Source organism: Microbacterium sp. Root280D1 (genome assembly GCF_001428975.1).
Taxonomy (GTDB): Bacteria; Actinomycetota; Actinomycetes; order Actinomycetales; family Microbacteriaceae; genus Microbacterium.
In genome coordinates this window covers 1,220,600-1,247,018 of sequence record NZ_LMJK01000001.1, presented here as the reverse complement: position 1 = coordinate 1,247,018, position 26,419 = coordinate 1,220,600, and the positions used below count along the sequence as shown (strand labels likewise).

Annotated in this window: 25 protein-coding genes; 15 read left to right on the top strand and 10 right to left on the bottom strand. The window is 69.1% G+C overall.

The genetic code is table 11. From position 1 onward, the window contains the following. The first annotated feature begins 77 nt into the window (after positions 1–77). Positions 78–1,601, top strand: a complete 1,524-nt coding sequence (locus tag ASE34_RS05965) for an ATP-dependent DNA ligase (protein ID WP_056277455.1) — start codon at positions 78–80, stop codon at positions 1,599–1,601. Positions 1,602–1,607: 6 nt separating this feature from the next. On the opposite strand, the gene ASE34_RS05960 is transcribed toward ASE34_RS05965, so the two are convergent. From ASE34_RS05960 to ASE34_RS05945, 4 genes are read right to left on the bottom strand one after another with little or no spacing between them, the layout of a single operon-like run. After that, positions 1,608–2,117, bottom strand: a complete 510-nt coding sequence (locus tag ASE34_RS05960) for a phosphoribosyltransferase (protein ID WP_053099026.1) — start codon at positions 2,115–2,117, stop codon at positions 1,608–1,610. Positions 2,118–2,165: 48 nt separating this feature from the next. Next, positions 2,166–3,011: a transglutaminase family protein gene (locus ASE34_RS05955; protein ID WP_056277452.1), complete on the bottom strand. Its 846-nt coding sequence runs from the start codon at positions 3,009–3,011 to the stop codon at positions 2,166–2,168. After that, the gene (locus ASE34_RS05950; protein ID WP_056277450.1) at positions 3,008–3,934 is read right to left on the bottom strand and encodes an alpha-E domain-containing protein; all 927 of its coding nucleotides are present in this window, start codon (positions 3,932–3,934) and stop codon (positions 3,008–3,010) included. Before ASE34_RS05950 ends, ASE34_RS05955 begins: the two co-directional genes overlap by 4 nt. After that, positions 3,928–5,613, bottom strand: coding sequence for a circularly permuted type 2 ATP-grasp protein (locus ASE34_RS05945; protein WP_056277447.1), 1,686 nt, complete (start codon positions 5,611–5,613; stop codon positions 3,928–3,930). Before ASE34_RS05945 ends, ASE34_RS05950 begins: the two co-directional genes overlap by 7 nt. 204 nt (positions 5,614–5,817) lie before the next feature. On the opposite strand from ASE34_RS05945, the gene ASE34_RS05940 reads away from it, so the two are divergent. The 3 genes from ASE34_RS05940 to ASE34_RS05930 are packed head-to-tail and all read left to right on the top strand — an operon-like array spanning position 5,818 to position 8,941. Next, the gene (locus tag ASE34_RS05940) at positions 5,818–7,581 is read left to right on the top strand and encodes a thiamine pyrophosphate-binding protein (protein ID WP_056277445.1); all 1,764 of its coding nucleotides are present in this window, start codon (positions 5,818–5,820) and stop codon (positions 7,579–7,581) included. A gap of 27 nt (positions 7,582–7,608) precedes the next feature. Next, a complete protein-coding gene (locus ASE34_RS05935) occupies positions 7,609–8,463 on the top strand; it encodes a PhzF family phenazine biosynthesis protein (RefSeq protein WP_056277442.1) in 855 nt (284 codons plus the stop codon). Between the two features lie 37 nt (positions 8,464–8,500). Beyond that, positions 8,501–8,941: an NUDIX domain-containing protein gene (locus tag ASE34_RS05930; protein ID WP_056277439.1), complete on the top strand. Its 441-nt coding sequence runs from the start codon at positions 8,501–8,503 to the stop codon at positions 8,939–8,941. Positions 8,942–8,960: 19 nt separating this feature from the next. On the opposite strand, the gene ASE34_RS05925 is transcribed toward ASE34_RS05930, so the two are convergent. Both ASE34_RS05925 and ASE34_RS05920 read right to left on the bottom strand, forming a co-directional pair. Further along, on the bottom strand, positions 8,961–9,341 hold the full coding sequence (locus ASE34_RS05925; protein ID WP_053095417.1) for a VOC family protein: 381 nt from the start codon (positions 9,339–9,341) through the stop codon (positions 8,961–8,963). A 259-nt stretch (positions 9,342–9,600) separates the two neighbouring features. After that, positions 9,601–11,472 (bottom strand): FAD-dependent monooxygenase, encoded by a 1,872-nt coding sequence (locus ASE34_RS05920; protein WP_056277436.1) that lies wholly within the window; start codon positions 11,470–11,472, stop codon positions 9,601–9,603. Between the two features lie 132 nt (positions 11,473–11,604). Here ASE34_RS05920 and ASE34_RS05915 point away from each other — a divergent pair, with 132 nt between their 5' ends. Further along, positions 11,605–12,306, top strand: coding sequence for an IclR family transcriptional regulator (locus ASE34_RS05915; protein WP_053095415.1), 702 nt, complete (start codon positions 11,605–11,607; stop codon positions 12,304–12,306). Positions 12,307–12,398: 92 nt separating this feature from the next. Here the strand turns inward: ASE34_RS05915 and ASE34_RS05910 are convergent, their stop codons facing one another. Then, positions 12,399–13,778 (bottom strand): MFS transporter, encoded by a 1,380-nt coding sequence (locus ASE34_RS05910; protein ID WP_053095414.1) that lies wholly within the window; start codon positions 13,776–13,778, stop codon positions 12,399–12,401. A gap of 154 nt (positions 13,779–13,932) precedes the next feature. Here ASE34_RS05910 and ASE34_RS05905 point away from each other — a divergent pair, with 154 nt between their 5' ends. The 8 genes from ASE34_RS05905 to ASE34_RS05870 are packed head-to-tail and all read left to right on the top strand — an operon-like array spanning position 13,933 to position 22,415. Beyond that, complete coding sequence (locus ASE34_RS05905; RefSeq protein ID WP_056277433.1) at positions 13,933–15,387, top strand: fumarylacetoacetate hydrolase family protein; 1,455 nt, start codon at positions 13,933–13,935, stop codon at positions 15,385–15,387. Beyond that, entirely contained in the window at positions 15,384–16,070 is a 687-nt protein-coding gene (locus tag ASE34_RS05900; protein WP_053095412.1) for a GntR family transcriptional regulator, read from the top strand. The genes ASE34_RS05905 and ASE34_RS05900 overlap by 4 nt, the downstream gene beginning before the upstream one ends. Continuing rightward, positions 16,067–17,563 (top strand): 5-carboxymethyl-2-hydroxymuconate semialdehyde dehydrogenase, encoded by a 1,497-nt coding sequence (gene hpaE, locus ASE34_RS05895; protein ID WP_053095411.1) that lies wholly within the window; start codon positions 16,067–16,069, stop codon positions 17,561–17,563. Before ASE34_RS05900 ends, hpaE begins: the two co-directional genes overlap by 4 nt. A gap of 13 nt (positions 17,564–17,576) precedes the next feature. After that, a complete protein-coding gene (gene hpaD, locus ASE34_RS05890) occupies positions 17,577–18,740 on the top strand; it encodes a 3,4-dihydroxyphenylacetate 2,3-dioxygenase (protein ID WP_056277430.1) in 1,164 nt (387 codons plus the stop codon). Positions 18,741–18,790: 50 nt separating this feature from the next. Next, positions 18,791–19,576 (top strand): fumarylacetoacetate hydrolase family protein, encoded by a 786-nt coding sequence (locus tag ASE34_RS05885; RefSeq protein WP_056277427.1) that lies wholly within the window; start codon positions 18,791–18,793, stop codon positions 19,574–19,576. After that, the gene (locus ASE34_RS05880; protein WP_056277423.1) at positions 19,561–20,364 is read left to right on the top strand and encodes an HpcH/HpaI aldolase family protein; all 804 of its coding nucleotides are present in this window, start codon (positions 19,561–19,563) and stop codon (positions 20,362–20,364) included. Before ASE34_RS05885 ends, ASE34_RS05880 begins: the two co-directional genes overlap by 16 nt. Before the next feature lie 58 nt (positions 20,365–20,422). Then, positions 20,423–21,670, top strand: a complete 1,248-nt coding sequence (locus ASE34_RS05875) for an MFS transporter (protein WP_056277420.1) — start codon at positions 20,423–20,425, stop codon at positions 21,668–21,670. 22 nt (positions 21,671–21,692) lie between these two features. Continuing rightward, on the top strand, positions 21,693–22,415 hold the full coding sequence (locus tag ASE34_RS05870) for a DUF6882 domain-containing protein (protein ID WP_056277418.1): 723 nt from the start codon (positions 21,693–21,695) through the stop codon (positions 22,413–22,415). Between the two features lie 20 nt (positions 22,416–22,435). Here the strand turns inward: ASE34_RS05870 and ASE34_RS05865 are convergent, their stop codons facing one another. Continuing rightward, the gene (locus ASE34_RS05865; protein WP_056277414.1) at positions 22,436–22,912 is read right to left on the bottom strand and encodes a DUF4188 domain-containing protein; all 477 of its coding nucleotides are present in this window, start codon (positions 22,910–22,912) and stop codon (positions 22,436–22,438) included. A gap of 65 nt (positions 22,913–22,977) precedes the next feature. Between ASE34_RS05865 and ASE34_RS05860 the strand changes: the two genes are divergently transcribed. Both ASE34_RS05860 and ASE34_RS05855 read left to right on the top strand, forming a co-directional pair. Then, positions 22,978–23,538 (top strand): TetR/AcrR family transcriptional regulator, encoded by a 561-nt coding sequence (locus ASE34_RS05860; protein ID WP_235567440.1) that lies wholly within the window; start codon positions 22,978–22,980, stop codon positions 23,536–23,538. A 61-nt stretch (positions 23,539–23,599) separates the two neighbouring features. Next, positions 23,600–24,154: a hypothetical protein gene (locus ASE34_RS05855; RefSeq protein WP_056277411.1), complete on the top strand. Its 555-nt coding sequence runs from the start codon at positions 23,600–23,602 to the stop codon at positions 24,152–24,154. 102 nt (positions 24,155–24,256) lie between these two features. Here ASE34_RS05855 and ASE34_RS05850 read toward each other — a convergent pair whose 3' ends face one another. Continuing rightward, a complete protein-coding gene (locus tag ASE34_RS05850) occupies positions 24,257–25,135 on the bottom strand; it encodes a bifunctional methylenetetrahydrofolate dehydrogenase/methenyltetrahydrofolate cyclohydrolase (protein WP_056277410.1) in 879 nt (292 codons plus the stop codon). Continuing rightward, positions 25,132–26,406, bottom strand: a complete 1,275-nt coding sequence (glyA, locus tag ASE34_RS05845; protein WP_053095402.1) for a serine hydroxymethyltransferase — start codon at positions 26,404–26,406, stop codon at positions 25,132–25,134. Before glyA ends, ASE34_RS05850 begins: the two co-directional genes overlap by 4 nt. Positions 26,407–26,419 lie beyond the last annotated feature (13 nt).

The window sequence follows — 26,419 nt, the reverse complement described above, 5'->3', positions numbered from 1 at the left end:
TCGCATCCGCTTACTGCGGCAGGACGGACGAACGCAAGGCCGTCGCCGATGTCGGATGCGGATGCGAGACTGCCTGCATGTTGCTCTCGGAGCTCGTCTCCACCGCCGAAGAGGTCACCGCCACCGCATCGCGCCTGGCGAAGATCGACGCCGTGTCCCGGCTGCTCGCACGCGCTGACGCTGCCGACGTGCCCGCCCTCGTCGGGCTGCTGCTCGCGACGCCGCGACAGGGACGGCTGGGTGTCGGCTGGCGCGGAGTGGCGGCGCTCGACGTGCAGCACGCTGCCGAGCCCTCGCTGTCGATCCGTGATGTCGATGACGCGTTCGAGGCCTTGACCGGCTCGTCAGGGTCGGGGTCGGCCGCGGCGCGTTCCGCGATCCTCTCGGCTCTCGCGTCGCGAGCGACGGCTCCCGAATGGGACTTCCTGTCGCGGGCCATGCTCGGCGAGCTGCGCACGGGCGCGCTCGGCGGCGTCCTGCTCGATGCCATCGCCCGTGCCGCGGATCGCCCGGCGGCATCGGTGCGACGAGCAGCGATGCTCTCCGGCGACCTGGGCGAGACCGCCGTGCTCGCACTCACCGGCACGGAAGACGACCTCGATGCGGTCGGGCTGGTGGTCGGTCGCCCCGTGCTGCCGATGCTCGCATCGACCGCGGCCACCCCGACCGCCGCGCTCGACATCACCGGCACCGCGTCCGTCGAGTACAAGCTCGATGGCGCGCGCATCCAGGTGCATCGCCAGGGAGACGATGTGAGCGTCTACACCCGCAGCCTCGCCGACATCACCCACCGGGTGCCGGAGATCGTCGAGATCGTGCGCGCGCTCCCCGCACACGAGCTGATCCTCGACGGTGAGACGCTGTCACTCGACGAAGACGGCGGCCCTCGGCCGTTCCAGCAGACGATGTCGCGGTTCGGGGCAGACGTCTCGCGCGAGCTCGTGCTGCGGCCGTGGTTCTTCGACATCCTGCACGTCGACGGACGCGATCTGCTCGACGAGCCCCTGTCCACCCGCCTGACCGAACTCGAGAGGGTCGTCGGCGAATGGCGTATGCCGGGCATCGTCACCGACGACGCCGAAGCGGCCGAGCAGCTGTCGCGCGAGGCTCTCGCCGCGGGCCACGAGGGGGTGCTCGTCAAAGGGATCGATGCGCCCTATTCGGCGGGACGCCGCGGCAAGTCCTGGGTCAAGGTCAAGCCCGTGCTCACGTACGACCTGGTCGTGCTCGCCGCCGAATGGGGGTCGGGTCGGCGCCAGGGGCTCCTGTCGAACCTGCACCTCGGCGCACTCGACCCGAGCGGCGAGTTCGGCGAGCCCGGCGGTCTCGTCATGGTCGGCAAGACGTTCAAGGGGCTCACCGACGAGCTGCTGCGCTGGCAGACGGAGAACTTCCCGCCGCTCGAGACGAGGCGCACGCAGGGCGCGGTGTTCCTGAGACCGGAGTTCGTGGTCGAGATCGCGATCGACGGCGTGCAGCGCTCGCCGCGATACCCCGGAGGCATCGCGTTGAGGTTCGCGAGAGTCAAGGGCTATCGACCCGACAAGAACCCTGCCGACGCCGACACGATCCAGACCCTGCGGGCGCTGCTGCGCGGGTGATTCCCGTCAGGCCGACGGAGCGAGACCGAGGTCCTCTTCGCGCACCGTGCCCTGGAACGACCAGGGGAAGTTGATCCACAGGTCGGTGTCCTTCCAGGCGTAGTCGGGCTGGATGATCGTCGACGGCTTGGTGTAGATCGTGACCGAGCGCACGTCGGCACCCTTGTCCTTCAGCAGCTGCACGGCGAGGGCGAGCGTGCGACCCGAATCTGCGACGTCGTCGACCAGCAGCACGCGTCGACCGTCGAGATACGCCATGTCGAGTTCGGGCGGCAGCACCTCCGGCGCGTCGAGCACCGTGCCGATGCCGGTGTAGAACTCGACGTTGATCGCACCGCAGTTCTTCGCTCCGAGACCGTAGGCGATGGCACCGGCAGGCAGCAGACCGCCCCGCGCGATGGCCACCACCACCTCGGGCATGAAGCCGCTGTCCAGGATCCGGCGCGCGAGGTCTCGCGTCGCGGATCCGAAGCCGTCCCAGGTGAGCGTCTCGCGCTCGATCGATGCATCCGTCATCGTCTCATTCTCCTGCACCACCACTCGAACTCCCGCCACGCCGTCGCCTCAGCCGAGGCGCGTGACCTCGACCGAGACGAACAGCTCGGAGGCGCTGGGTCCCGCGTACACCCCGCGCAGCGGTGCGACATCGGCGTAGTCCCGACCGTGGCCGACATAGACGTGCGATTCGCCGATGTCGACGAGGTTGGTGGGGTCGTATCCGCGCCACTCGCCGGAGTACCACTCGACCCAGGCGTGCGACTCCCCCGTCACAGCCTGTCCGATCGCCGCCGTCGGATCGGGATGCAGGTACCCCGACACGTAGCGCGCCGGGATCCCCGCGGCGCGCAGCACGCCCAGCGCCACATGAGCGATGTCCTGGCAGACGCCGGACCGGGTGGGCCACGCGTCGCGGGCGGTCGAGCTCACGCCGGTGACGCCGCTGCGATACTCCATGGCCTCCCCGACGGTGCGGCAGATCTCCCGGGCCGTCTCGTCGACGCCACCACCCTCCGCTTCGATGTGCAGGGCGAGGTCGCGCATCTCCTCATCGGGAGCGGTGGCAGGCGTCTGTGCCACGCATTCCGCGAGTTCGAGCGATTGGGGTATCCGGGCTGCCAGTTCGTCCCAGTCGATGTCCGCCTCTCCCGTCGGCAGCGGCCTCACATCCACCACGCTCGTCGCGGTGACCGAGAGCATCTGATGCGGGGTCAGCAGCTCGAACGTCGAGACCCGGGTGTCCCAGTAGTCGGTGTACGAGTGCTGGGTCGCGGTCGGCGATATGTCGAGCGTCGCCTGCAGCACGAACTGTCCGTCCCGGGAGTGCGGCAGCATCCGCGCCTCGTTGTACGACGCCGTCGCCGGCTGCTCGTAGCGGAAGCCGGTGCGGTGAACGATCTTGAGCCGACTCACAGCGCCTCTCCGATCCACACCGGCATCGCGATCGAGGGGAAGTACCGCTCCCTGATCGCGTCACTCGCCACCGACATCCCCACCTGGACCTCCTCCATGCTCTCCGACAGCCGATGCACGGTGTCGCCGATCGGTCGGTACTCGAGCTCCGACCGCATGCGTCCCAAGACGCGATGCGCCCGATCGGGCACGCCGAACGCACCCGCCGGATCGATACCGCGCAGACACTCCTCGGCCTGGAGGATGCTCGAGAGCACCGATCGGGGGAACAGCCGGTCGATCAGGAGGAACTCCACGGCGGACGCTCCCGTGGGCACCGCCCGGTGGCTGCGCAGATGGGCTTCGTATGCCCCGCAGCTGCGCAGCAGCGTCGTCCAGCTCGGCCCCCCTGCGTCGGTCAGCGACCGCGTCGCCAGCAGCCGCGCCGTCATGTCCGCGCGCTCGATCGAGCGGCCGAGCACGAAGAAGTGCCAGGCCTCATCCCGGCTCGTCGAGGAGTCGACGACCCCGAAGGCCAGCGCCGACCGATCACGCACCCAGCGGAAGAACGGGTGCGTCTTGTCCGAGGCGATCCGCCGCGGCATCCGTGCGTTCGACTCGTTCAGCGTCTCCCAGAGGTCCGTCGAGATGATCTCGCGCGCTCGACGAGCGTTCTCCCGCGCCGCCGCGATCGAATGGGCGATCGACGCGGAGTGCTCACGATCCAGCGCGAGCAGCCGCACGACGTCGTCCCGGCTCAGCACGGTGCCGGCATCCGCCGTCGTCCCCATCACCGACAGGAGCGCCCGACACGCGGTGTCCTCCTCCACCCACGGATCCTCGAGCAGCAGCTGCAGGTGCACATCGAGGATGCGGGCGGTGCCGTCGGCCCGCTCGACGTAGCGGCCGATCCAGAACAGCGCCTCGGCGATGCGACTCAGCATCCTGCGCCTCCCTGCTGCTGCTGCTGTTGCTGCTGTTGCTGCTGGTGGTGACGCAGGTCCAGGTCCTCGTCCTGCGGAGACGAGAGGAAGGGCGGATGCGGTTCCTCACGCGCCGGAGCGACCACGGCGATCGCCCCGGTCGCCAGCGACACCTCGTCTGCGGCGGCGTCCGGGTCGCCGTCCAGAGTCGACGTCGGCCCGGTGAAGAGCGACGGATCCAGCACCCAGGTGTCCTTCGACCCTCCGCCCTGGCTCGAGTTCACGACGAGCTGCCCCTCGGGCAGAGCGACGCGCGTGAGACCGCCGGGCAGCACCCAGATGTCGTGCCCGTCATTCACGGCGAAGGGTCGCAGATCGACGTGTCTCGGGCGGAATCCGTCCTCCACGAGCGTCGGGATGGTCGAGAGCTGCACGACCGGCTGGGCGATCCAGCCTCGGGGATCCGCCCGCAGCGACCGACGCAGCTCGTCCAGCGTCTCGCGCGACGCGTCGGGACCGACGACCAGCCCCTTTCCGCCGGATCCGTCGACGGGCTTCACCACCAGCTCGTCGAGCCTGTCGAGCACCTCCTCCAGCGCGTCCGGCTCCTCGAGCCGCCAGGTGTCGACGTTCGGGATCACCGGCTCCTCTCCCAGGTAGTAGCGGATCAGATCGGGGACGTACGTGTACACGAGCTTGTCGTCGGCCACGCCGTTGCCGACGGCGTTCGCGAGCGTCACGGTGCCGAGGCGCGCCGCGAGCATCAGCCCCGGTGCGCCCAGCACCGAGTCCGGACGGAACTGCTGCGGGTCGAGGAACTCGTCATCGACCCTGCGGTAGATCACGTCCACCCGCGTCGGCCCCGAGGTCGTGTGCATCCACACCCGACCGCCCGAGCAGAAGAGATCGCGTCCTTCGACGAGCTCGATGCCCATCATGCGAGCGAGCAGGGTGTGCTCGTAGTACGCCGAGTTGTGCACCCCGGGGGTCAGCACGACGACGGTCGGATCATCGACGCCGTCCGGCGCCGCCGCACGCAGCGCCTGGAGCAGCCGCCCGGGGTAGTCGACGACGGGACGCACGCGCAGGCTGGTGAACAGCTCGGGGAGCGTCTGCGCCATCACCCGGCGATTCGCGAGCACGTAGCTGACGCCGCTCGGCACGCGCACGTTGTCCTCGAGCACGCGCCAGGCTCCGAGCTCGTCGCGGATGACGTCGATCCCCGCGACATGGATGCGCACGCCGTTCGCTCCGACGATGCCGGCCGCCTGACGGTGGAAGTGCGCGGAGGAGCTGATCAGCGACGAGGGGATCACGCCGTCCTGCACCGCATGTTGCCGGCCGTAGACGTCGGCCAGGAAGGCCTCGAGCGCACGCACCCGCTGCTTCACCCCTGACTCGACATAGCGCCAGTCGTCGGCGGCGACCACGCGAGGCACCACGTCGAGCGGGAACGGACGCTCCTCCCCGGCGAAGTCGAACGTCACGCCCTGCGCGAGGTACGAGCTGGCGAGCGCGTCGGTCCGTGACCTCAGCTCGGCGTCGTCCATGCTCGCGAGCGCGGGATACATGTCCTGATAGGGCAGGCGCACTCCCCCACCACCGGGCTGCGCATCGGCAGGGAACATCTCGTCCCACGGCGCGGCCCCCGCTCGCTGCGGCGACCGGCGCGAGGTGTATCCGTCGAACAGTGACTCCATGGCCGCATGTTTCCGTGTCGCGGTTTCGGCGGTGTTACGCGCGCAAGTCGGCGCCGCGTCGGCACGGGCGCGATAGGATTTACGCGTCCGGCGCTCTCCGACGCCGGTGCCTGAAAAAGAGGCACGAAGCTCCCCACGATGACGCGGGGGCGAGACACATACGGAATACGAACGTTCTCCGTCCCTGTCTCGAAAGGCTTTCGCATGCCCTCCGTCTCCGCGCACGTCGCACTCACTCTCGCCCAGCACATCGACGCCGTCTTCGGTGTGATGGGCAACGGCAACGCCTACTTCCTCGATGCGATCGAGACCCAGACGGATGCCGTCTTCACGGCCGTCCGTCATGAGCAGGGCGCAGTGGTCGCCGCCGATGCGCACTTCCGCGCGTCCGGCAGGATCGCCGCGGGCACCTCGACCTACGGCGCCGGTTTCACGAACACCCTCACAGCACTCGCCGAGGCCGTGCAGGCGCATGTCCCCCTCGTGCTGGTGGTGGGCGATGAGCCGACGTCCGGTCCTCGTCCATGGGACGTCGACCAGATCGCCCTGGCCTCGGCGGTCGGCGCCCGCACCTATACGGTCGGGCACGCGGATGCCGCAGCGACCACCGTCATCGCGATCGAGCACGCACTGACCTACCGCGTGCCCGTCGTGCTGGCGATCCCCTACGACGTGGCCTCACGCGAGGCCGGCCCGGTGCCCGAGGCTCCGCTGCCGCGCATCCCCGCGCCGCCCGCGCCGCGCGGCGAGTTCGCCGAGGGCACGCTCGACGAGATCGCCCAGGCGCTTCACGGAGCATCGCGCCCCTTCCTGCTGGCGGGTCGCGGCGCCTGGCTCGCGGGGGCCGGTGCGGCGCTCGGCGAGCTGGCGACCCTCACCGGCGCTCTGACGGCGTCGTCGGCGCTGGGGCGCGGTGTCTTCCCCGACACCCGGTTCGACCTCGGCGTCACGGGAGGATTCGGGGCCGACGGCGCCATGCAACTCGTGCGCACCGCCGATGTCGCCGTCGTGTTCGGCGCCTCCCTGAACCAGTTCACGATGCGATTCGGCGAACTCTTCGCACCGGGCACCAGGGTCTTCCAGATCGACATCGCGCCCGCAGCCACGCACCCGCACGTCGGCGGCTTCGTGCGTGCGGATGCTCGCGTGGCGGCCGAGGAGCTCGTCGCCCGGGTCGGCTCGCTCGGCTCCGGCGCCGCCCCTGAGAGCGGTTCTGCCGAGCACGGCCTCGGAGCGGAGGCACACCGCACCGAGACTCCGACTGTCCAGCACGGCGAGTCGCACCCGGCATCCGACGCTGTGCCCGCACAGCCGTGGCGCGAGACGGTCGACGTCGAGGCCGCACGCGCGTACGACGAGGGCGACGAGCTCGCTCCCGACGGACGCCTCGACCCCCGCTCCGCAGCGCGCCGCATCGCCGAGCTCCTGCCCTCCGACCGCGTCGTCGTCTCCGACGGCGGCCACTTCATCGGCTGGGCGAACATGTACTGGCCGGTCGAGGCCCCCGACCGCATGATGATGGTCGGCACCGCCTTCCAGTCGATCGGGCAGGGCTGGCCGAGTGTCGTCGGCGCAGCCCTCGCCCGCCGCGAGTCGACCGTCGTACTGACGTCGGGCGACGGCGGCGGACTCATGGCGATCGCCGACCTCGAGTCGGCCGTGCGCGCGGCAGCGGGTCGAGGCATCGCCGTGATCTGGAACGACGCCGCCTACGGTGCCGAGGTCAACCTCTACGGCCTCAAGGGGCTCGCCGAGGGCCCGATGCGCATCCCTGAGGTCGACTTCGCGGCGTTCGGTGCCGCGGTGGGCGCGGAGGGCGTCGTCGTGAAGACGCTCGCAGACCTCGATCGACTCGCCACATGGACGCAGGAGGATGCTGCGACGCGGCGGTTCCTGCTGCTCGACCTGCGCATCTCGGGTGACGTGATCGCGCCCTACCAGCAGGAGATCATCCGCGTGAATTCCTGACCTCGCCGAGTCGCTAGGCTCCTCGTCATGACCGAGAATTCCGGAGTCCTGCGATACAGCGCATTCGCCGCGACGCCCGACGGCGGCAACCCCGCGGGAGTCGTACTCGATGGCTCAGATCTGAGCGACGAGCAGATGCAGCGGATCGCCGTGGACGTCGGATTCTCCGAGACCGCCTTCCTCGTCGCACGCACCGACGGCGACGGTGTGCCGCGCTACCGGGCGCGTTACTGGTCACCGGCGGCTGAGGTGCCGTTCTGCGGACACGCGACCGTCGCGACGGCGGTCGCCCTCGCTGAACGCGTCGGGCCGGGCGATGTCGTGTTCGACACGAACGCGGGCGCTGTGACGCTGCGCTCGACGGTGGATCGGGATGGCGCGGTGACCGTGTCGTTCACGAGCGTCGAGCCGCAGGTGCGCGATCTCGACTCCGACGTGCTCGACCGGTTCCTCGCGCTGCTCGGACTCACCCCGGCGGATCTCGATGAGCGCTTCCCCGCCAAGGAATCGTTCGCCGGCAACTGGCATCCGATCGTCGTGCTGCGTGATCGGGAGCTGTTCGATCAGTTCCGCTTCTCGCCCGCCGAGGTCGCCGCACTCATGCGCGAGCAGGGGTGGTTCGGCACCTCGACAGTGCTGCACGCGGCGAGCACCGCCGACTTCGATGCCCGCAACCTCTTCCCGGTGGGACGGATCACCGAGGACCCGGCGACGGGCTCGGCGGCTGCATCGGTCGGGGCGTATCTGCGCGACCTCGGACACCCGGCGACGACCGTCCGCATCCATCAGGGCGCTCACGTGCGTCGTCCGAGCCTCTTGACCGTGACGATCCCGCCGACCGGCGGAATCGAGGTCTCCAGCGGGGCGTCCCTCCTGACCTGAGCCCGTCGTCACACACCCGCTGCGTTAGCCTTCCGAGATGCCTGCCATCCGCAACATCGCCGTCGGCCTGCCCGTCAAGGACCTACACCTGCTCGCGCTCGAAGGGCACGACGCCTCGCGCGGCCTGGACTTCCTCCGGGCGATCGGCGGCGGGATCGAATTCGGTGAGACCGCCGCAGAAGCTCTCGGTCGCGAGTTCATGGAGGAGCTCGGCGTCACTCTCGAGGGCGCCGAGCCACTCGGCGTCTTCGAGAACATCTTCACGTACGAGGGCGCGCCCGGTCACGAGATCGCCCATGTGTTCGCGGTGACATCCGCCGAGCTGGAAGCGGTGCCCCTCGACGCCGAGCTTCACATCCTCGACGAGGGCAGCCCGGTGCGCTGGGTGCCGATCGACGACATCCGTGCCGGCACCCGCGTCCTGTTCCCCGAGGGCGCACCGGAAGCGCTGCTCACCCTCGTCGAGCGCGTCCGGTGAGCGTCCGGATCACAGAACGTCAGGACTGAGCGCCGTAGTCGGGAAGCTCCTGCAGTGTCCAGGTGTTGCCGTCGGGGTCGTCGAAGGTGACGAAACGGCCCCACGCCTGCTCATCGACCCCCTGCGCCTCGACGCCGAGGCCCGTCAGATGCGCCAGCGCCTCATCGGCATCCGGAACGACCACCTGGATCGTGTTCTGCTGCCCCGGCAGCAGTCCCTCGCCCAGGTTGGTGCCGAAGGCGATTGAGCAGGCCGACCCCGGCGGTGTCATCTGCACGAATCTCAGGCCCTCGTAGGGCACCTGATCATGATCGGCGTGGAAGCCGATCCTCTCGTAGAACTCCTTCGACCGGTCGACATCCGAGACCGGGACGAAGATCAATTCGATCTTCCACTCCATCGCGCACTCCTCCTGTCGGGGCGCCTTCGCCCATCGGCCCTCAGAGTACGCGGGGCCCCCGACACCCGCCAGAGGCTCTCACCCGCAGCAGTCTGCGCTCGTCACTGACGCCCGATGGGGAGGAGATCTGCGATCGGGAGGGCGTCCTGCGCAGGAAGCACCTCCGGATCGCAGATCCCCTCCGGATCGCAGATGCCGTGCGGATCGCGCCCTCCTGGACCACGACCTCCGGATCGCAGATGCCCTCCGGATCGCAGGCTCAGGATGCCGGCAGCAGCGCCCCCTCGAAGAACGACGCCAGCTCGTCCGTCGCGTCGAGGGGCAGGATCGCGGCGACGTACTGATCGGGCCGCACCACGACGATGACACCGTCGCGCGACAGCTCCCGCGCCTCGAAGATGTCGGTCTCGGTCCACTTCGACGGGCCGGCCGCGTAGACCTTCTCCCAGTCGGTGAGCCCGAGCGGACCGGTCTTCGGCTGGAACAGCGCAGGCGCCGAGGTGACCTCGACCTCCTCGTGCGGCTGCTGGTAGATCGCCTTGACGTCGAAGACGGCATCGGTGTCGGCATCCGCAGGCGTGAACCGGGAGAGCACCGGAGCCGCCGACTCGGCCCACGCGTCGAGCGTCGCCGCATCGCGACCCGCGAACGCGTAGACGCGCCAGCGCCCGTCCGCCTTGGCGTGGTGCCCGAGATGGATCGCGTTGCCGTCGCCCACCCGCACGACCTCGGCCGACTTGAAGCACTTGCCGAGGGGGAAGCCGCCCGCAAGTGCCTGATGTGCGTCCGAGCCGGTGATCATCGACGAGGTGTACTGCGTCATGAAGCCGGAGGGGAACTCCGCCGTCGCCAGGTAGTACGTCGCGAGGTCCGTGGGGTCGGTGATCTCCGACGGCTTGCGCGCCATCAGGGTCGACCACTCCCGATCGAAGTCGATGAGCTGCTGCGCGACCGGCCGACGCTCAGCACCGTAGGTCGCGAGCAGCGCCTCGGGCGCCCGACCGGTCAGTACCGATCCGAGCTTCCAGCCGAGGTTGAATCCGTCCTGCATCGACACGTTCATGCCCTGGCCGGCCTTCGCGCTGTGGGTGTGGCAGGCATCGCCCGTGAGGAACACGTGCGGCGTGCGACCCGACCCGTCGATCACGTCGTCGAACCCGTCGGTGACCCGGTGGCCGACCTCGTAGACGCTGTGCCACGCGACCTCCTTCACGTCCAGCGTGTAGGGGCTGAGGATCGCGTTCGCCTTGGCGATGATGTCCTCGATGGGCGTCTGCCGCACGCGGTGGTCGTCGTCCTCGGCGACCTCGCCGAGGTCGATGTACATCCGGCTGAGGTACCCGCCCTCCCGCGGGATGTGCAGGATGTTGCCCGCCTCCGAGTTGATCGCGCACTTGGTGCGCCAGTCGGGGAAGTCGGTGTTCACGAGGACGTCCATGACACCCCAGGCATGCGCAGCGCTGCCGCCGACGTGCGTGCGGCCGATCGCCTGGCGCACGCCGCTGCGTGCGCCGTCGCAGCCGACGACGTACTTCGCGCGGATCGTGCGCTCTTCGCCGGTCCGCTCCCCTGCGACGTAGCGCAGGGAGACCTCGACCGGGTGCTCGCCCTCGTCGTGCACGGTGAGTCCGGCGAATTCGATGCCGTAGTCGGGCGCGATGCGGCCGGGACCGTTCGACGCCGCCTCGGCGAAGTAGTCGAGCACGCGTGCCTGGTTGACGATGAGGTGAGGGAACTCGCAGATGTCGTAGGCGTAGTCCGCCGTCCGCGACGTGCGGACGATCTCGTCGGGCTTCTCGGGATTCGGACCCCAGAAGTTCATCCAGCCGATGTTGTAGGCCTCGGCGATGATGCGCTCGGCGAATCCGAACGCCTGGAACGTCTCGACGCTGCGCGGCTGGATGCCGTCGGCCTGCCCGAGCACCAGACGACCCTCGCGCTTCTCGATGATGCGCGTGGAGATGTCGGGATACTGCGACATCTGCGCCGCGAGCAGCATGCCGGCGGGACCCGAGCCGACGATCAGCACATCGATCTCGTCAGGGAGGTCGGCGGGCCGGTCCGCGCCGAGCCCCGCGGCGTCCTTCACGCGGGGGTCTCCGGAGACATAGCCGTGGTGGTGGAACTGCATCGTCGTCGATTCCTTCCGGACTTCTCTGTCAGGTGTTGCCTTCGAACGGTGCGTGTTCTATATTCGAACACAACGTTCTACTATTGAACACAGCTTAGGGACGGTCGTCTCGAAACGCAAGGGAGCGCACGCATGCCCGAAGGCACTCCGGCCTCGCAGACCCTGAGCCGCGGCATCCGCATCCTGGAGGTTCTCGCCGATGCGCGGATCCCCCTCACGATCGACGAGATCGCCGCGCGACTCGACGTGCATCGCTCGGTGGCGTATCGCCTGCTGCGCACCCTGGAAGACCACCGACTCATCGGAAGGGACGCCTCAGGCGCCGTGACCCTGGGACCACGCATGGCCGCGCTGGCAGCGGGCGTGGCTCACGATCTGCAGGCCGAGGCCATCCCCGAGCTGACCGCGATCGCCAACGAGCTCGGCATGACCTGCTTCCTCGGCGTGCTCGACGGCGATGACTGCATCACACTCGCGAGCATCGAACCCCGCCACGCGATCGCGAGCGTCGCCCAGCGACCGGGCGCCAGGCACTCCGTCACGGTCGGAGCGCCCGGCAAGGCGATCCTCACGCAGCTCCCGGTGTCCCAGTGGCCCGGAGAACCGGGGGCGACACTGCGCGCAGAGGTCGACCGAGCTCGCGCCCGCGGATATGCGACGAGCCATGACGAGGTCATCCCCACCGTGCAGTCCGTCGCCGTGCCCCTCGTGCTGCGCGGCCAGCGGCCCGCGGCGATCGCGGTCGTCCACGTCGCGACCGCCCTCGATGACGCCGAGATCGCGGACCGCCTGAGGCGCTCGGCATCCGCGATCCGCGACGCGCTCGACGGCTGAGCGCTCGGCGGCGGAGAACCGGACCGACGCTCTCCTGCACACGCACGAGCGCACGCCCGCCAGGCGGACGTGCGCTCGTGCGTGGATGCGGGTCAGGCCCTGGCGAGCCCGCGGATCGGGCTCACGGACTGCTCCTCCTCGTGATCCGGCCCCAGCGGGATGCCCGAGCGATCACGCAGCAGCAGCGTCGCCACGAGGCCGAGCAGCGTCATGCCGGCGAGGTACCACGTGACGGCCTGCGTCGAGCCGGTCGCCTGCACGATGGCGGTCGCGATGGTCGGCGCGAACGCACCGCCGGCGATGGCGCCGATCGCATACGAGATCGAGACGCCCGAGAAGCGGATGCTGGCGGGGAAGAGCTCGGTGTAGAGCGCCGCCTGCGGCCCGTAGGTGAAGCCGAGACCGATCGTGAGGATCGCGAGGCCGGCGAACAGCAGTCCGACCTGGCCGGTGTTCACGAGCGGGAAGAGCGTGAACACACCGACGAGCTGCATCACCCAGCCGATGATGTAGGTGGTGCGCCGACCGATGCGGTCCGACAGCCACCCGGCGATGAGCGTCGTGATGAGCCAGGTGACGGCCGAGCCGGTGACCGCCCACAGCACCGGTCCGCGCTCGAGACCGATCGGGCCCTCGGGGTTGGTGGCGTAGCCCTGGATGTATCCGCCGGTCGTCATGTACCCGACCGCGTTGTTGCCGGCGAAGACGAGGGCGGCGACGATGACGAGCAGGAGGTGCTTGCGGAACAGCTGCACGATCGGCATGCTCGCCTTCTCCTTGCGCTCGGCGAGCTCGATGAACACCGGGCTCTCCTCGACCTTGCGGCGCACGTAGTAGCCGACCAGGATCAGGACGACGCTGAGCAGGAACGGGATGCGCCAGCCCCACTGGATGAACTGGTCTCCGGGGGCGATCGCCGTCATCAGCGCCATCACTCCCGACGCGAGCAGCAGACCGAGCGGCACACCGATCTGGGGCGACGCGCCGAAGATCCCGCGCTTCTTCTTCGGGGCGTGCTCGACGGCCATCAGCACCGCACCGCCCCACTCGCCTCCGGCCGAGATGCCCTGCAGGATGCGCAGCAGCACCAGCAGGATGGGTGCGGCGATCCCGATCGCGTCGTAGGTCGGCAGGACTCCGATGAGCGCGGTCGCCGCTCCCATCAGGATCAGCGTCCACATGAGAACGGTCTTGCGCCCGAGCTTGTCGCCGTAGTGTCCCGCGAGGAACGCTCCGAGCGGGCGGAAGAGGAAGCTGACGCCGACGGTGGCGAAGGCGATCAACGCGCTGTTCGCGCCGAGCGGCTCGAAGAAGAGCTGCCCGAAGACCAGCCCGACCGCCGTGGCGTAGATGAAGAAGTCGTACCACTCGACCGTGGTGCCGACGACGGTGGCGAACACGACCCGGCGCCGATCGGCCGGTGTCGCGATGGTTCCGGTGGGTGTGAACCCAGCCTGTGACTGCCCGCTCATAGGGGTGTCTCCTTTGATTGTGACCGCATTGTCACGGCTCGCGTCCGAGGTGTGTCGAGCTGCTTGCCGAGGGGTGACACGATGATATATGATTTCGAATACGACGCACAAGGCGTCGACGTGAAGCGCGAGGAGGCGCCCCGTGACGGCATCCATGACCCGCCCCGGCAAGATCATCGCGATCCATCTGAGCTACGCGTCCCGTGCCGACCAGCGCGGCCGGCGCCCCGCAGCTCCCTCCTACTTCTTCAAGCCGGCGAGTTCCGTCGGTGTCTCCGGGGGCACGGTCGAGCGCCCGGCCGGCACCGAGCTGCTCGCCTTCGAGGGCGAGATCGCGCTCGTCATCGGCACCCCTGCCCGCCGCGTCTCGCTCGATGACGCGTGGAGCCATGTCGGCTGGGTCACCGCCTCGAACGACCTCGGCCTCTACGACCTGCGCGCCAACGACAAGGGATCCAACGTGCGATCCAAGGGCGGCGACGGCTACACGCCTCTCGGCCCAGAGCTGATCGACGCCCGCGCGATCGACCCCGCGGCCCTGCGTGTCCGGGCCTGGGTCAACGGCGACCTGCGTCAGGACGACACCACCGCCGGCCTCATCTTCCCCCTCGCCCAGCTGGTCGCCGACCTCTCTCAGCACTTCACGCTCGAACCCGGCGACGTCATCCTCACCGGCACGCCGGCGGGTTCCTCCGTGATCGTCCCCGGCGATGTGGTCGAGATCGAGGTGGATGCTCCGGATACCGAGGGCTCCCCCTCCTCGGGACGCCTGGTGACCACCGTCACGCAGGGCGATGTGCCCTTCGACGCCGAGGTCGGCTCGCTTCCCGCCGTCGACGACCTGCAGCGCACCGAGGCATGGGGCTCCCGCGAAGACGCGGGTCTGCCGCCTGAGGCCACGTCCGCGCTGTCCCCCGAGCTCCGCGCCAAGCTGATGGAAGCTCCGACAGCCGGCCTCTCGTCGCAGCTGCGCAAGCGCGGACACCACTCGTGCTTCATCGACGGCGTCTCTGCGAACCTCCCCGGCAGCAAGATCGTCGGCACGGCCAAGACGCTGCGTTTCGTGCCGTTCAGAGAAGACCTGTTCGCGAGCCATGGCGGCGGATACAACGCCCAGAAGCGGGCGTTCGACGCCGTCGGCGAGGGCGAGATCATCGTGATCGAAGCGCGCGGCGACGCGACCACCGGAACACTGGGCGACATCCTCGCGCTCCGCGCCCGCGCCCGCGGAGCCGCCGGAGTCGTGACCGACGGCGGTGTGCGCGACTTCGACGCGGTCGCCGAGATCGGCCTCCCGGTCTTCTCGCAGGGCGCTCATCCCTCCGTCCTCGGACGCAGGCACGTGCCGTGGGACTCCGACGTCACCATCTCGTGCGGCGGCGCCACGGTCCAGCCGGGCGACATCATCGTGGGCGACGGCGACGGCGTCATCGTGATCCCTCCCTCGCTCGCCGAGCAGGTCGCAGACGATGCTCTCGCGCAGGAGATCGAGGACGCGTGGATCGCCGAGCAGGTCGCCGCCGGACATCCGGTCGACGGCCTCTTCCCGCTCAACTCCGCGTGGCGGGAGAAGTACGAAGCCGCCACCGGCACCGGTGCCGGCTCATGACGACGGTGGCGAACTCCAGCAAGTCGGAGCAGGCGTACGCCTGGATCCGCTCACGAATCTCGGGACACGTGTTCGGCCCCGGTTACCGTCTGGTCCTGGGATCGTTGGCGGAAGAGCTCGGGATGAGCGTCGTGCCGGTGCGTGAAGCGATCCGCCGGCTCGAAGCCGAGGGCCTCGTGACGTTCGAGCGCAACGTGGGCGCGCGGGTGACCCTCGTCGACGAGAGCGAATACGCGCACACGATGCAGACGCTCGGGCTGGTCGAAGGCTCGGCCACCGCCCTCTCCGCTCCCTTCCTCGACGCCGAGGCGCTCGACGCCGCGGAGGCGGTGAACGAGCGGATGATCCAGATGCTCGGTCATCTCGACGCCCACGCGTTCACCGAGCTCAACAGGCAGTTCCATTCGCTGCTCTTCGAACCCTGCCCGAATCCGCACCTGCTCGACCTCGTGCACCGCGGCTGGGCGCGGCTGTCCGGCATCCGGGATTCGACCTTCGCCTACGTGCCCGGGCGGGCTCAGCACTCGGTCGAGGAGCACGCGCAGATCCTCGAGCTGATCCGAACGGGCGCCGACCCGCTCGAGATCGAGCTCGCCGCCCGCAACCACCGCCTGCGCACGAGGGACGCCTTCCTCGACGCGCTGCACACCCGTTCTCACCACAACTCAGGAGACGAGTCATGACCGATTCCCGCATCCCCGCAGACCTGCCCGACCACATCCAGCACTACATCGACGGAGCGTTCGTCGACTCCGTCGACGGTGACACGTTCGATGTGCTCGATCCGGTGACGAACAAGACCTACACGACCGCAGCCGCCGGCAAGAAGGCCGACATCGAGCTCGCCGTCGCCGCTGCCACGCGCGCGTTCGACGAGGGCCCCTGGCCTCGGATGCTGCCGCGGGAGCGCTCGCGGGTGCTGCACAGGATCGCCGACATCGTCGAGTCGCGGGATGCCCGCCTCGCCGAGCTCGAGTCGTACGACTCCGGCCTGCCGATCACCCAGGCGCTCGGCCAGGCCCGCCGCGCGGCCGAGAACTTCCGCTTCTTCGCCGACCTGATCGTCGCCCAGTCCGATGACGCCTTCAAGGTTCCCGGCAAGCAGATGAACTACGTCAACCGCAAGCCGATCGGCGTCGCCGGCCTCATCACGCCGTGGAACACGCCGTTCATGCTCGAGTCGTGGAAGCTCGGCCCCGCACTCGCGACCGGCAACACCGTGGTGCTCAAGCCCGCCGAGTTCACGCCGCTCTCCGCCTCGCTCTGGGCGGGCATCTTCGAGGAGGCCGGGCTGCCGCAGGGCGTGTTCAATCTCGTGAACGGCCTCGGCGAAGACGCCGGAGACGCCCTCGTGAAGCACCCCGACGTGCCGCTCATCTCGTTCACGGGCGAGAGCTCGACCGGACAGCTGATCTTCGGCAACGCCGCACCGTTCCTCAAGGGCCTGTCGATGGAGCTCGGCGGCAAGTCCCCCGCCGTCGTCTTCGCCGATGCCGATATCGAGGCCGCGGTCGACGCGACGATCTTCGGCGTGTTCTCCCTCAACGGCGAGCGCTGCACCGCCGGCTCCCGCATCCTCGTCGAGCGCTCCATCTACGAGGAGTTCGTCGAGCGCTACGCCGCCCAGGCGAAGCGCGTGAAGGTCGGCTACCCGCACGACCCGGCCACCGAGGTCGGCGCGCTCGTCCACCCCGAGCACTACGACAAGGTGATGAGCTACGTCGAGATCGGCAAGACCGAGGGCCGCCTCGTCGCCGGCGGCGGCCGCCCCGAGGGCTTCGACGAGGGCAACTTCGTCGCGCCGACGGTGTTCGCCGACGTCTCCCCCGATGCCCGCATCTTCCAGGAGGAGATCTTCGGCCCCGTCGTCGCCATCACCCCGTTCGACTCCGACGACGAGGCGCTCTCGCTCGCGAACAACACGAAGTACGGCCTGGCCGCCTACATCTGGACGAACGACCTGAAGCGCGCCCACAACTTCGCGCAGTCCGTGGAGGCGGGCATGGTGTGGCTGAACAGCAACAACGTGCGCGACCTGCGCACCCCCTTCGGCGGCGTCAAGGCTTCGGGCCTGGGCCACGAGGGCGGCTACCGCTCGATCGACTTCTACACCGACCAGCAGAGCGTGCACATCACGCTCGGCGGCGCGCACAACCCGACCTTCGGCAAGAACTGAGCAAGGACCCGACATGACCGACAAGACTGCGAAGACGCTGACCTCCTCGGGCTACTACGTGAGCCAGGAGGCTCCGATCGAGACCGCCAACCCGATCGCGACACCCGAGAGCACTCCCCCGGACGTGCTGCGCTGCGCCTACATGGAGCTGGTCGTCACCGACCTCGCGGCCTCGCGGGTGTTCTACGTCGACGTCCTGGGGCTGTATGTCACCGAAGAGGACGACGAGGCGATCTACCTCCGCTCGACCGAGGAGTTCATCCACCACAACCTCGTGCTGCGCAAGGGACCGGTCGCCGCTGTCGCCGCGTTCTCCTACCGCGTGCGCTCGGCTGAGGATCTCGACCTCGCCGTGGCGTTCTACACCGAGCTCGGCTGCGACGTGCGCCGCAACCCGGAGGGCTTCGTCAAGGGCGTCGGCGACTCGGTGCGCGTGGTCGACCCGCTGGGCTTCCCCATCGAGTTCTTCCACCAGTCCGACCACGTCGAGCGCATGTCGTGGCGCTACGACCTGCACATCCCGGGCGAGCTCGTTCGACTCGACCACTTCAACCAGGTCACCCCCGATGTGCCCCGCGCCGTGAAGTTCATGCAGGACCTGGGATTCCGCGTCACGGAGGACATCCAGGACGATGAGGGCACCGTGTACGCCGCCTGGATGCGTCGCAAGCCCACCGTGCACGACACCGCGATGACCGGCGGCGACGGTCCGCGCATGCACCACGTCTGCTTCGCGACGCACGAGAAGCACAACATCTTGGCGATCTGCGACAAGCTCGGAGCCCTCCGCCGCTCCGACGCGATCGAGCGGGGCCCGGGCCGTCACGGCGTCTCGAACGCGTTCTACCTCTACCTCCGCGACCCCGACGGTCACCGTGTCGAGGTCTACACGCAGGACTACTACACGGGCGACCCCGACAACCCCGTCATCACCTGGGATGTGCACGACAACCAGCGCCGTGACTGGTGGGGCAACCCGGTCGTCCCGTCCTGGTACACCGAGGCCTCGCTCGTGCTCGACCTCGACGGCAACCCGCAGCCCGTCGTCGCCCGCACCGACGACTCCGAGATGGCCGTCACGATCGGTGCCGACGGCTTCTCGTACACGCGACCCGGCGACGACGAGGCCATGCCGGAATACAAGCAGGGCGAGTACAAGCTCGGCCACCAGCTCTGATCGATTCATCCGCAGGTTCGCACGCAGGTTCGCACACAGAGGAGAGACGGATGCTGTCAGCAGACATCGTCGCGCAGATCGCCGGAGAGCTCGCCGAGGCCGACCGGACCCACTCGGTGATCCCCCGGATCACCGCCCGGTACCCGGACGCGACGGTCGAGGATTCATACGCGATCCAGGGGGTCTGGCGCGACTCGCAGATCGCCGCGGGACGCCGTCTCGTCGGACGCAAGATCGGATTGACGTCGAAGGCGATGCAGCAGGCCACCGGCATCACCGAGCCCGACTACGGGGTGATGTTCGACGACACCGTCTACGAGTCGGGTGCCGAGATCCCGGTCGACCACTTCTCGAACGTGCGGATCGAGGTCGAGCTCGCGTTCGTGCTCAAGCATCCGCTCGAGGGGCCCGACTGCACGCTCGACGACGCCCTCGCCGCGATCGACTACGCCGTGCCGGCGCTCGAGGTGCTGAACTCGCACATCGAGCTCGAGGGCAGGACGATCGTCGACACGATCAGCGACAACGCCGCCTACGGGGCCATGGTCCTCGGCGATGTGCACAGGCGCCCGGACGAGATCGACCTGCGATGGGTGCCCGGCGTGCTCTCGCGCAACGGCGAGATCGAGGAGACCGGAGTCGCCGCCGGCGTGCTGGGCCACCCCGCCACCGGCGTCGCCTGGCTCGCGAACAAGTTCCACCAGCACGGCGCGCGTCTCGAGGCCGGCGAGGTCATCCTGGCAGGATCGTTCACACGCCCGATGTGGGTGTCTCGCGGCGATCAGGTGCTGTGCGACTACGGACCGATGGGAACGATCGAATGCCGCTTCATCTGAGCCCCTCCTTCCGCGAGCATCTCGCCGCCTCCGATCGCCCGCTCATCGGGATGTGGGCGTGCTCCGGCAGTTCTCTCGTCACCGAGGTGGCTGCGGGCTCGGGCCTCGACTGGCTGCTGATCGACATGGAGCATTCGGCCAACACGCTCGAGTCCACGCTGCTGCAGCTGCAGGTCGTCGCCGCCTATCCGATCACCCCGGTGGTGCGCGTGCCGTCCAACGACACCGTGGCGATCAAACAGGTCCTCGACCTCGGAGCACAGAACCTCATCGTCCCGATGGTCTCGTCGGCCGAGGAGGCACGCGCGGCCGTCTCGGCGACCCGCTATCCGCCAGAAGGCGTCCGAGGAGTCGGGAGCGCGCTCGCCCGCAGCGCCCGCTGGAACCGGGTCGACGGCTACCTGCGCGACTCGGCGCGGCACACCTCCCTCACCGTGCAGATCGAGACGGTCGCCGGGGTGGAGGCCGCCTCCGAGATCGCGGCGGTCGAGGGCGTGGACGCCGTGTTCGTGGGCCCGTCCGACCTCTCCGCGTCGATGGGACTGCTCGGCCAGCAGACGCATCCGGATGTCGTCGCCGCCGTCGAGCAGGTGTTCGCCGCGGTCGCGGCCGCAGGCACGCCCGTCGGTGTGAACGCCTTCGATCCCTCCGCCGCCGATGCGTACACCGCCGCCGGCGCGGACTTCGTGGCGGTCGGTGCCGACGTGGCGATGCTGGCACGCGCATCCGAGGCTCTGGCCGCCCGCTTCGTCCCGGCATCCGACGACACGACCCGCGCCAGCTACTGACGCCTGCCGCTGCCCTCGAGTGGCAGGATTGACGGATGCAGAGCAGCGACGAGCCGTCATGATCCGCGCCCTCGCAGCGATGCAGGACCGAGGATTCCGCTGGTTCTTCCTCGCCCGCGCCATCACTCTGATCGCAGGGTCGATGTCGTCGATCGCGCTGGCCTTCGCCGTGCTCGAGATCGACAACGACGCACGCTCGCTCTCCCTGGTCCTGGCCGCCTTAACCGTCAGCAACATCGTCTTCCTGCTCGTCGGCGGCGTGATCGCCGACCGGCTGCCTCGCGCGCTGATCATCCAGTCCTGCTACGTCATCGACATCCTGACGGTCGGCGCGATGGCCGCCCTCCTGTTCAGCGGCATAGCCACGGTTCCCCTGCTCGCTCTGCTGTCGGTCGTGAACGGTGCGTCCACCGCGTTCGTCCTCCCCGCCATGCAGGGGATCATCCCGCAGCTGACCTCCCCAGAGCACCTGCAGCAGGCCAACGCGATGCTGTCGTTCGTGCGCTCGGCGACCACGATCGGCGGCCCGATCATCGCGGGCATCGTCGTGGCCGCGGCCGGCCCCGCCTGGGCCATGGTCGTGCAGGCGATCGGCTGGGTCATCGCGATCCCCGTCCTGGCGATGGTCCGACTGCCTCCGCCTGATCATGCGGGCGGAACCACGATGTTCCACGACCTCAGGATCGGGTGGCAGGAGTTCTGGAGTCGCACGTGGCTGTGGGTCATCGTTCTCGCCTTCATGGTGATGAACGCCATCCACATCGGCGCGTGGGGCGTCGTCGGTCCGTACATCGCCAAGAACGACGAACGGCTCGGCATCGCCGGCTGGGGGTGGGTCGTCAGCGCCGAAGGCGTCGGCATCCTGCTCATGACCCTCGTCCTGATGTGGTTCCCGCTGAAACGCCCCCTGCGCTACGGCATGATCGGCATGGCCGCGTTCGCGATCCCGCTCACCGTCCTCGGAGTGCACCCCGCGGTGGTGCTGCTCGCCATCGCCGCCTTCCTCGCCGGCGCCGGGGCCGAGGTGTTCAGCACCGGGTGGAACCTCGCGATGATGGAGAACATCCCGGGCGACAAGCTGTCCCGCGTCTCGAGCTACGACATGCTCGGCAGCTTCGTCGTGATGCCGATCGGCACCCTCGTCTACGGCTGGCTGATCACCCGCGGCGATGTCGAGACGGTGCTGGTCACCTCGGGGATCCTCTATGCCGTGCTCGCCGCCGTGACACTGGTGGTACCGAGTGTCTGGCGGATGGGCCGCCCCTCCGATGCACTGTCCCCGCGCTCGGAGTTGGCGGATTCATAGCAACCCGGGCGAGACTGTGGGCATGACCTTCGCCGCGCTCCAGCCGCTCGCAGACCGTGCCGCACTGTTCTCCGCCCTCCGTCAGGACTCCCTGGCCACCGCCCTCGAGGACCTCGGTGACAATCGATGGGATGCCGACATGGCGGCGGGCACCCTCACCTTCACCTCGAACGCCGATGCCACGCGCCGGCTCGTGGCCCGCGCCCACCTCGTCGCGACGATCGCCCCCGGTCCCCGCTCGCTGCTCTGGGCGTGGGCGCACCCGCAGGGCGACCATGCCGGCATCGCCGGCCAGCTGCGCGATTACGGCAGGGAGCACGGCATCCCGGAGCTGAGCGAGCAGGAGCTCCCCTTCCCCGCGGACGCCGCCGGCGACGCCGACTGGATCACCGCAGCCGCCCACACGGTCGGCGCGGTCGCGGTCGAGCTCACCGGTCGAGCGCCCTACTACCTCGCGCCGGTCGGCGGCGGCACGTACGCCGTCTTCCTGCTCGATGCGCCGCTCCCCGCCCTGACCGTCGCCGCAGCCTCCATCGTCCTTCCGCGGATCCTCTCGGGCCTGGCTCTGCCTGATGCCCGGACGGCGGTCTGGGACGCCGCCCGTCTCGCCGGGTGGAACCTCACGTGGACCGACGAGGCGTTCTCGGGGGCCACGGTCGCCGACGGCACGGGCACTGCGACCTTCCGCTTCGACGACCAGGCTCGCATCACGAACATCGAGAGCAGCCTGCACCCCCAGGGCTGAGCTCTGATGACGCCGGCGCGTCAGCGACCCATCCGCTGGCGCGCCGTCTTCATGCCCGGCCCCACGGGGACGTGCGCGGTCGCCGCCGCGAGTCCGAATGCCGGCATGTCGACGTAGACGGCCTCCAGATCCGCTGTCGGCACCTGATAGGTCTCATGCCACACGCCGACACTCCCCGTTCCCTGCAGCGTACGCATGAAGTCGCGCCAGGGCTGCAGATGGGGTGCGTCGCGGTCGGCGGCGAACCGCTGCAGATGCTCCGGACTCTCCCAGTACGACAGCAGGATCGTCGTGCGACCGAACCAGCTGTGCACTCCGAGCATCCCCGCCTCCGGGTGCGTCGCGAGATGCTGCAGCATCGGGGGCATCTTGCTGGCCGTCCGCCACACCCTGCCGAGCTGCCACCACCGATTGGCTCGCATCCCGATCAGGAAGACCGTCACATCCGATCGTTCCGGAGCGGCGGTGAACCTGCCGGGGAAGACGTGCTGAGTCATGCGCTCTCCTTGGAACATCGTTACGTAACTGCGTTATGCAACAACGTTACGATAAGATCGATCCCATGGCAAGACCTCCCCTGTACGACGACGCCCTGCGCGACCGCCTGCTCGACGCGACGGCCGAGATGGTCGACGACAAGGGACCCGAGCGGATCAGTCTCCGCGACATCGCACAGAACGCCGGCACCTCGACCTCAGCGGTCTACGCGCTGTTCGGCGGGAAGACCGAACTGCTCGTCGCGGTCATCGAGCACGGCTTCGCGTCATTCGGCGAGGCGCAGGCCACGGCCGAACCGGAAGGGCTCCGCGCACTCGGATTCGCGTATCGGACGTGGGCGATGGAGAATCCCGCGCTCTACCGCCTCATGTTCGGCGGCGGAGTGGCGACCGAGGACTGCCGCCCCGATGACGCGACCATGAGCACGGCGATGGCGCCGCTCGTGCGCGCGCTCGCGGCCCGCGTCGACGAACCGCAGGTCATGGCCGCCGCTCTCACCGTCTGGGCGCAGGTGCATGGAGCCGTGAGCCTCGAACTCGCCGGGGTCACTCCCCCGCTCGTCCCGTGGGACTCCGTCTACGGCACCGTGGTCGATGCGGTTGAACGCGCGTTTCCCGCACGCTGATCCCCACCAGGCTCCGCACGGAGATGCCGCGGCATCCGAGAGTGTGTGGAATTCTGGTCAGATGAAGAACGGAATCGTCCGGTTCGCCGCACTCTACGTGTTCAACGTCGCGGTGCTGCTGCTCATCGGCCTGCTGTCGTCGGGTGTCTCTGTCGGGTTCACCGCGCTGTGGGCGGCCGTCATCCTGACGCTCGCGGCGCTCTTCGTGAAGCCGCTGCTCACCGCGGCGTTCCGCAACGCGGCGGCGAAGTCCGCGGCCGATCGCACGAGGACCGGCGAGAAGGTCGTCCAGTACGTCCTCGTCTATCTCGTCGAGCTGCTCATCTGGGTGGCCGTCGTCTGGCTGAGCGGCGTCCGCGCCTCGGGCTTCTGGAGCTACGCGCTCCCGCCGCTCTTCCTGCTGTTCGGCTGGATGATCTACGACCAGGTCGACGACAGGCTGCGGGCGAAGGCCGGCGAGCTGTACGACGCCGTGCAGGGCAAGGTGTCGCGCCGCAAACCGGCGCCCGCAGCCTCCACGCCCGCCCCGGAGACGACCGCCGCCGCGGAGGCGCGGGAGGAGCTCCACGACGGTCTGACCCCGGAGCAGCGGCGGATGCTCGACGAGCTGGGCTGAACGCAGACGGTCCCGATCCCGGGCCTCACCCCGATCCGCAGGCGGATCGGAAGGGGAAGCCCACGGATCGGGACCGACGATGCAGATCGAGACCGGCGACGGTCAGACCAGGCGTTCCGCCGCCTCGACGACGTTGGTCATGAGCAGGGCGACGGTCATCGGACCGACTCCGCCCGGGTTCGGCGACACCCAGCCCGCGACCTCGGCGACATCCGGGTGCACGTCTCCGAAGACGAGGTTCTTGCCCGTCTCGGGGTCGGTCTCGCGGGTCACGCCGACGTCGAGCACGGCGGCCCCCGGCTTGACGTCCTCGGCGCGGATGAGGTGCTTGACGCCCGCGGCGGCGACGATGACGTCGGCCTCCCGCAGGTACCGCGGCATGTCGACCGTGCCGGTGTGCGTGAGCGTGACCGTCGCGTTCAGGTCGCGTCGCGTCAGCAGCAGGCCGATCGAGCGACCGATCGTCACGCCTCGTCCGACGACCACGACGTGCTTGCCGGCGAAGTCGTAGCCGTTGCGCAGCAGCAGCTCGATGACACCGCGCGGCGTGCACGGCAGCGGGGTGTGGATCGGGTTGTTGACGTTGAGCACGAGTCGACCGAGGTTGGTCGGGTGCAGTCCGTCCGCATCCTTAGCCGGGTCGATCCGCTCGAGGATCGCGTCCGTGTCGATGTGCTTCGGCAGCGGCAGCTGCACGATGTATCCGTGGCAGTCCGGATCGGCGTTGAGCTCGTCGATCAGCGCCTCGACGTCGGCCTGGGTGGCATCGGCCGGCAGCTCGCGTTGGATCGAGTTCATCCCGATCGCCTCGGACTGACGGTGCTTCATACCGACGTAGAGCTGAGATGCCGGGTCGGCTCCGACGAGAACGGTCGCGATGCCGGGCACCACGCCCTTCGCCTTCAGCGCGGCGACCCGTTCGGTGAGCTCGGCCTTGATCGCGGCCGACGCCGCCTTGCCGTCGAGGATCTTCGCGGTCACTGCTGCAGGTCCGGGTAGAGCGGGAAGCCTGCGGCGAGCGCATCGACACGCGCACGGAGCGCCTCGACGTCGGCGCCGGGGAGCAGCGCGAGTGCGATCACGTCGGCGACCTCGGTGAACTCGGCGTCGCCGAAGCCGCGGGTGGCGAGTGCCGGCGTCCCGATGCGCAGACCCGAGGTGACCATCGGCGGGCGCGGGTCGTTCGGCACCGCATTGCGGTTGACGGTGATGTGGATGTCGTGCAGCAGGTCCTCGGCCTGCTTGCCGTCGATCGCGGCGTCACGCAGGTCGACGAGCACCAGGTGCACGTCGGTGCCGCCGGAGCGCACCCCGATGCCGGCATCCTTCACATCCTGCTGCGAGAGACGCTCGGCGAGGATGGACGCTCCGCGCAGCGTGCGCTCCTGGCGCTCCTTGAACTCCGGGGTGCCCGCGAGCTTGAACGCCGTCGCCTTCGCGGCGATCACGTGCATCAGGGGGCCGCCCTGCTGCCCCGGGAACACAGCCGTGTTGAGCTTCTTCGCGAGGTCGGCGTCGTTCGTCAGGATGAAGCCCGAACGGGGGCCGCCGATCGTCTTGTGCACGGTCGACGAGACGACGTGGGCGTGCGGCACCGGGTTCGGGTGGAGGCCGGCGGCGACGAGGCCGGCGAAGTGCGCCATGTCGACCCAGAGCAGCGCGCCGACCTCGTCGGCGATCGCACGGAAGGCGGCGAAGTCGAGCGTGCGCGGGTATGCCGACCAGCCGGCGATGATGACCTTCGGCTTGTGCTCGAGGGCGAGGCGACGCACCTCGTCCATGTCGATGGTCGAGGTCTCGGGGTCGACGCCGTAGGCGACGATGTCGTACAGACGGCCGGAGAAGTTGATCTTCATGCCGTGAGTGAGGTGACCGCCCTGGTCGAGGGCGAGGCCGAGCAGCGTGTCGCCGGGCCGAGCGATCGCGTGCAGCACGGCGGCGTTCGCGGATGCTCCCGAGTGCGGCTGGACGTTGGCGAACTCCGCGCCGAACAGGTCCTTGGCGCGCTGGATCGCGAGCTCCTCCGCGACGTCGACCTCTTCGCAGCCGCCGTAGTAACGACGGCCGGGGTATCCCTCGGCGTACTTGTTCGTCAGCACCGAGCCCTGGGACTGGAGCACGGAGACGGGCACGAAGTTCTCGGATGCGATCATCTCGAGGAACGTCTGCTGCCGTGCGAGCTCTCGGTCGAGGACCTGTGCGATCTCGGGGTCGACCTCGGAGAGTGGGGCGTTGAAGTAACGGTCGGTCATGACATGCTCCTCT

Coding starts and splice junctions, on each gene's coding strand:
- ASE34_RS05965 (WP_056277455.1), top strand. CDS start 78: ATGTTGCTCTCGGAGCTCGTCTCCACCGCCGAAGAGGTCACCGCCACC.
- ASE34_RS05960 (WP_053099026.1), bottom strand. CDS start 2,117: ATGACGGATGCATCGATCGAGCGCGAGACGCTCACCTGGGACGGCTTC.
- ASE34_RS05950 (WP_056277450.1), bottom strand. CDS start 3,934: ATGCTGAGTCGCATCGCCGAGGCGCTGTTCTGGATCGGCCGCTACGTC.
- ASE34_RS05945 (WP_056277447.1), bottom strand. CDS start 5,613: ATGGAGTCACTGTTCGACGGATACACCTCGCGCCGGTCGCCGCAGCGA.
- ASE34_RS05940 (WP_056277445.1), top strand. CDS start 5,818: ATGCCCTCCGTCTCCGCGCACGTCGCACTCACTCTCGCCCAGCACATC.
- ASE34_RS05935 (WP_056277442.1), top strand. CDS start 7,609: ATGACCGAGAATTCCGGAGTCCTGCGATACAGCGCATTCGCCGCGACG.
- ASE34_RS05930 (WP_056277439.1), top strand. CDS start 8,501: ATGCCTGCCATCCGCAACATCGCCGTCGGCCTGCCCGTCAAGGACCTA.
- ASE34_RS05925 (WP_053095417.1), bottom strand. CDS start 9,341: ATGGAGTGGAAGATCGAATTGATCTTCGTCCCGGTCTCGGATGTCGAC.
- ASE34_RS05920 (WP_056277436.1), bottom strand. CDS start 11,472: ATGCAGTTCCACCACCACGGCTATGTCTCCGGAGACCCCCGCGTGAAG.
- ASE34_RS05915 (WP_053095415.1), top strand. CDS start 11,605: ATGCCCGAAGGCACTCCGGCCTCGCAGACCCTGAGCCGCGGCATCCGC.
- ASE34_RS05910 (WP_053095414.1), bottom strand. CDS start 13,778: ATGAGCGGGCAGTCACAGGCTGGGTTCACACCCACCGGAACCATCGCG.
- ASE34_RS05905 (WP_056277433.1), top strand. CDS start 13,933: ATGACCCGCCCCGGCAAGATCATCGCGATCCATCTGAGCTACGCGTCC.
- ASE34_RS05900 (WP_053095412.1), top strand. CDS start 15,384: ATGACGACGGTGGCGAACTCCAGCAAGTCGGAGCAGGCGTACGCCTGG.
- hpaE (WP_053095411.1), top strand. CDS start 16,067: ATGACCGATTCCCGCATCCCCGCAGACCTGCCCGACCACATCCAGCAC.
- hpaD (WP_056277430.1), top strand. CDS start 17,577: ATGACCGACAAGACTGCGAAGACGCTGACCTCCTCGGGCTACTACGTG.
- ASE34_RS05885 (WP_056277427.1), top strand. CDS start 18,791: ATGCTGTCAGCAGACATCGTCGCGCAGATCGCCGGAGAGCTCGCCGAG.
- ASE34_RS05880 (WP_056277423.1), top strand. CDS start 19,561: ATGCCGCTTCATCTGAGCCCCTCCTTCCGCGAGCATCTCGCCGCCTCC.
- ASE34_RS05875 (WP_056277420.1), top strand. CDS start 20,423: ATGATCCGCGCCCTCGCAGCGATGCAGGACCGAGGATTCCGCTGGTTC.
- ASE34_RS05870 (WP_056277418.1), top strand. CDS start 21,693: ATGACCTTCGCCGCGCTCCAGCCGCTCGCAGACCGTGCCGCACTGTTC.
- ASE34_RS05865 (WP_056277414.1), bottom strand. CDS start 22,912: ATGACTCAGCACGTCTTCCCCGGCAGGTTCACCGCCGCTCCGGAACGA.
- ASE34_RS05860 (WP_235567440.1), top strand. CDS start 22,978: ATGGCAAGACCTCCCCTGTACGACGACGCCCTGCGCGACCGCCTGCTC.
- ASE34_RS05855 (WP_056277411.1), top strand. CDS start 23,600: ATGAAGAACGGAATCGTCCGGTTCGCCGCACTCTACGTGTTCAACGTC.
- glyA (WP_053095402.1), bottom strand. CDS start 26,406: ATGACCGACCGTTACTTCAACGCCCCACTCTCCGAGGTCGACCCCGAG.